This is a genomic window from Streptomyces sp. NPDC055025 (assembly GCF_053608565.1).
Genome location: NZ_JBSGVS010000145.1, coordinates 1 through 2,724 on the forward strand (window position 1 = coordinate 1; position 2,724 = coordinate 2,724).

General features: G+C 71.8%; 3 protein-coding genes. All 3 read right to left on the reverse strand.

Annotation, left to right across the window (positions count from 1 at the left end; all coding sequences use genetic code 11):
* Window positions 1–62: 62 nt before the first annotated feature.
* The 3 genes from ACWGDX_RS39245 to ACWGDX_RS39255 all read right to left on the reverse strand — a co-directional run bounded on the left by ACWGDX_RS39245 (window position 63) and on the right by ACWGDX_RS39255 (window position 2,660).
* Complete coding sequence (locus tag ACWGDX_RS39245; RefSeq protein ID WP_453633602.1) at window positions 63–449, reverse strand: barstar family protein; 387 nt, start codon at window positions 447–449, stop codon at window positions 63–65.
* A 21-nt stretch (window positions 450–470) separates the two neighbouring features.
* A complete protein-coding gene (locus tag ACWGDX_RS39250) occupies window positions 471–860 on the reverse strand; it encodes a ribonuclease domain-containing protein (RefSeq protein WP_453633603.1) in 390 nt (129 codons plus the stop codon).
* 261 nt (window positions 861–1,121) lie between these two features.
* Window positions 1,122–2,660 carry a DEAD/DEAH box helicase gene (locus ACWGDX_RS39255; RefSeq protein ID WP_365902414.1) on the reverse strand — a complete coding sequence of 513 codons (1,539 nt, stop codon included), beginning with the start codon at window positions 2,658–2,660 and terminating at the stop codon, window positions 1,122–1,124.
* Window positions 2,661–2,724 lie beyond the last annotated feature (64 nt).

Consider the following 2,724-nt stretch of genomic DNA (forward strand, 5'->3'; position numbering starts at 1 on the left):
GACGCAACCGCCCCCGATCGGGGGCGACCGGGGGCGGTTGGGGTCCCGTCGCCGGGCGGCGCTCAGTCGAGCCGTAGTACTCCGGGGGCCTCTTCCTCGATGAGCTGGACCAGCTCGTCGAAGACGGTGGGGCCCCGGCCGGCCAGGACGTCGTCCAACTCCGCCTGGATGGCGGTCTTGTTGTCCGGGTGCGCGCGCTCCAGCCGCCGCCGGAGCGTGCGCGCGGTCTCCTCCTGGCCGAGTGCCCGGCGCGAGAGTTCGTGCCGGCGCCATTCGATGACGAAGTCGCCGTCGTCCGGCGTTCCGTACCCACCGTGCAGACAGTCCGCGAGCGCGTCGAGATTGCTCCCGAAGTATCCGCCGGGCCCGTTCACCGCGGCCCCGATCACCTGCCAGAAGCGATCGAGGCCGGTGACCTCCGCCCCGTCGATCACATACGTCACCGTCATGGAACGGAGGTTACCTTCCGGTCAGCAGCCGTAGTTGACGAGCGAGAACGACGCGTAGTGGTTGGAGGTGTAGTAGTCCTCGTTGTTGCGCTGGCCCGTGACGATACGGCGCGCGCCGCGGTCGGAGGAGCCGGGGGTCTTGACGGTGTACTCGTGGTAGTAGCCGTTCGACTGGCTCGGCAGGACGCCTTCCCGGTTCTGGAAGACGCCGCCGTCCTGCCGGTACGGGAAGGGCCCGCCGGCGTCTATGAGGCGGAGGGTGTCGTACGCCTGGGCGGGCAGCCGGGAGTAGCAGACGCTGCCGACGGCGGCGGGGGCCGCGGTGGCGGTGGCGGTGACCCCGCCGACGAGGAGTGCGGACGCGAGTGCGGCGACACCACCGAGGGTGGCCATACGTGGGGGAATTCGCATGGCCCCATGATGACGCGCGTAGACCTGTACACGTCAATCCCAACGGCTGGGAATTTCCGGGAAGTTAACCGGCCGAACCGGCCCGGTAGCACGCTGTACACCGACCGGACGGGACCACGGATCACGCGCACCACCCGCCCGCGCGAGGAGATCGCCACGCGCCGCAACAGCACCGGCGGCCGGGCCCGGGGGCTTCGACACCGGTGCCCGGCAGCGCCGAACGCGCTGCCGGGCACCGGCGGATACGGACGGAGAAGCGGCTCAGGCCGCCGTGCGCCGGCCGCCTTCGGCGCCGCGGCCCGGACGGCCCCGGCGGCCACGGCTGCCGCGCGCGGTGCCCCCGAGACGGGCGGCGCCGCCCCCGGTGCCCGCACCGGCGCCGGCGCCGGTCCGCGCCGGCCGCGACGACCGTGTCTTCTGCTTCGCCTGGACGACGGGCTGCGGCACATCGATGGTGACGGCCACCCCGGAGGGCTCCCGCGCACCCGTGAGCCGGGTCAGCTCCTCGTCCGTCGACTTGATCCGCGCCGAGCGGGGGGCGATCCCCGCGTCGGACATCAGCCGGGTCATCTCCCGCCGCTGCTCGGGCAGGACCAGCGTCACCACACTGCCGGACTCCCCCGCCCTGGCGGTGCGCCCGCCGCGGTGGAGATAGTCCTTGTGGTCGACGGGCGGGTCGACGTTGACGACCAGGTCGAGATCGTCCACATGGATACCGCGCGCCGCGACATTCGTCGCGACGAGACAGGTGACCAGACCGTTCTTGAACTGTTCGAGCGTCCGGTTGCGCTGCGGCTGCGAACGGCCGCCGTGCAGCCCCGACGCCCGCACACCGCTCGCCAGCAGCCGCTTCACCAGCCGGTCCACGGACCGCTTGGTGTCCAGGAAGAGCAGCACCCGCCCGTCACGCGCGGCGATCCGCGTCGTGATCTCCTTCTTGTCCGTCTCGTCCAGGACATAGAGCACATGGTGTTCCATCGTGGTGACCGCGCCCTGGGACGGGTCGACCGAGTGGACCACGGGGTCGGTCAGATACTGCCGGACGAGCCGGTCGATATTGCGGTCGAGAGTCGCCGAGAACAGCATCCGCTGCCCGTTCGGCTCGACCTGCTTGAGCAGCGCCGTGACCTGCGGCATAAAGCCCATGTCGGCCATCTGGTCGGCCTCGTCGAGCACGGTGATCGCGACCTGGTCCAGCCGGCAGTCGCCGCGCTCGATGAGGTCCTTGAGCCGTCCGGGCGTCGCGACCAGCACCTCGGCGCCGCGCCGCAGCGCGCCCGCCTGCTTGCCGATCGAGAGCCCGCCGACGACCGTGGTCAGCTTCAGATTGACGGCGGTGGCGTACGGGGTCAGCGCGTCGGTCACCTGCTGCGCCAGTTCACGCGTGGGTACGAGCACCAGCGCGAGAGGGGCGCGCGGCTCGGCACGCCGGCCCGCCGTACGGGCGAGGAGCGCCAGCCCGAAGGCGAGGGTCTTGCCGGAACCGGTACGCCCCCGGCCGAGAATGTCACGTCCCGCGAGGGAGTTCGGCAGCGTCGCTCCCTGGATCGGGAACGGCTGGGTCACCCCCTGGGCGGTGAGGGTCTTGAGCAGGCCCGCGGGCATGTCCAGCTCGTCGAACGCCTCGACGGCGGGCAGCGCGGGGGTGATGGTTTCCGGCAGCGTGAATTCCTGCGGACGGGCGGCGGCGCGCCGGGCGGGAGCCTTGGCCGTGCCTTTCGCGGGTCCCTTGGCGCGGGAGTTCACCGGGCGCTTGCCGGCAGGGCGGGCAGCACGGTCGTGCCGCTCGGATCGAGTCATTCGGAAAAGCCTTCCTGGGCCTGAGGACAGCGCGAGCCGGGGCCCGCACCTGCGTGGTGCGGGC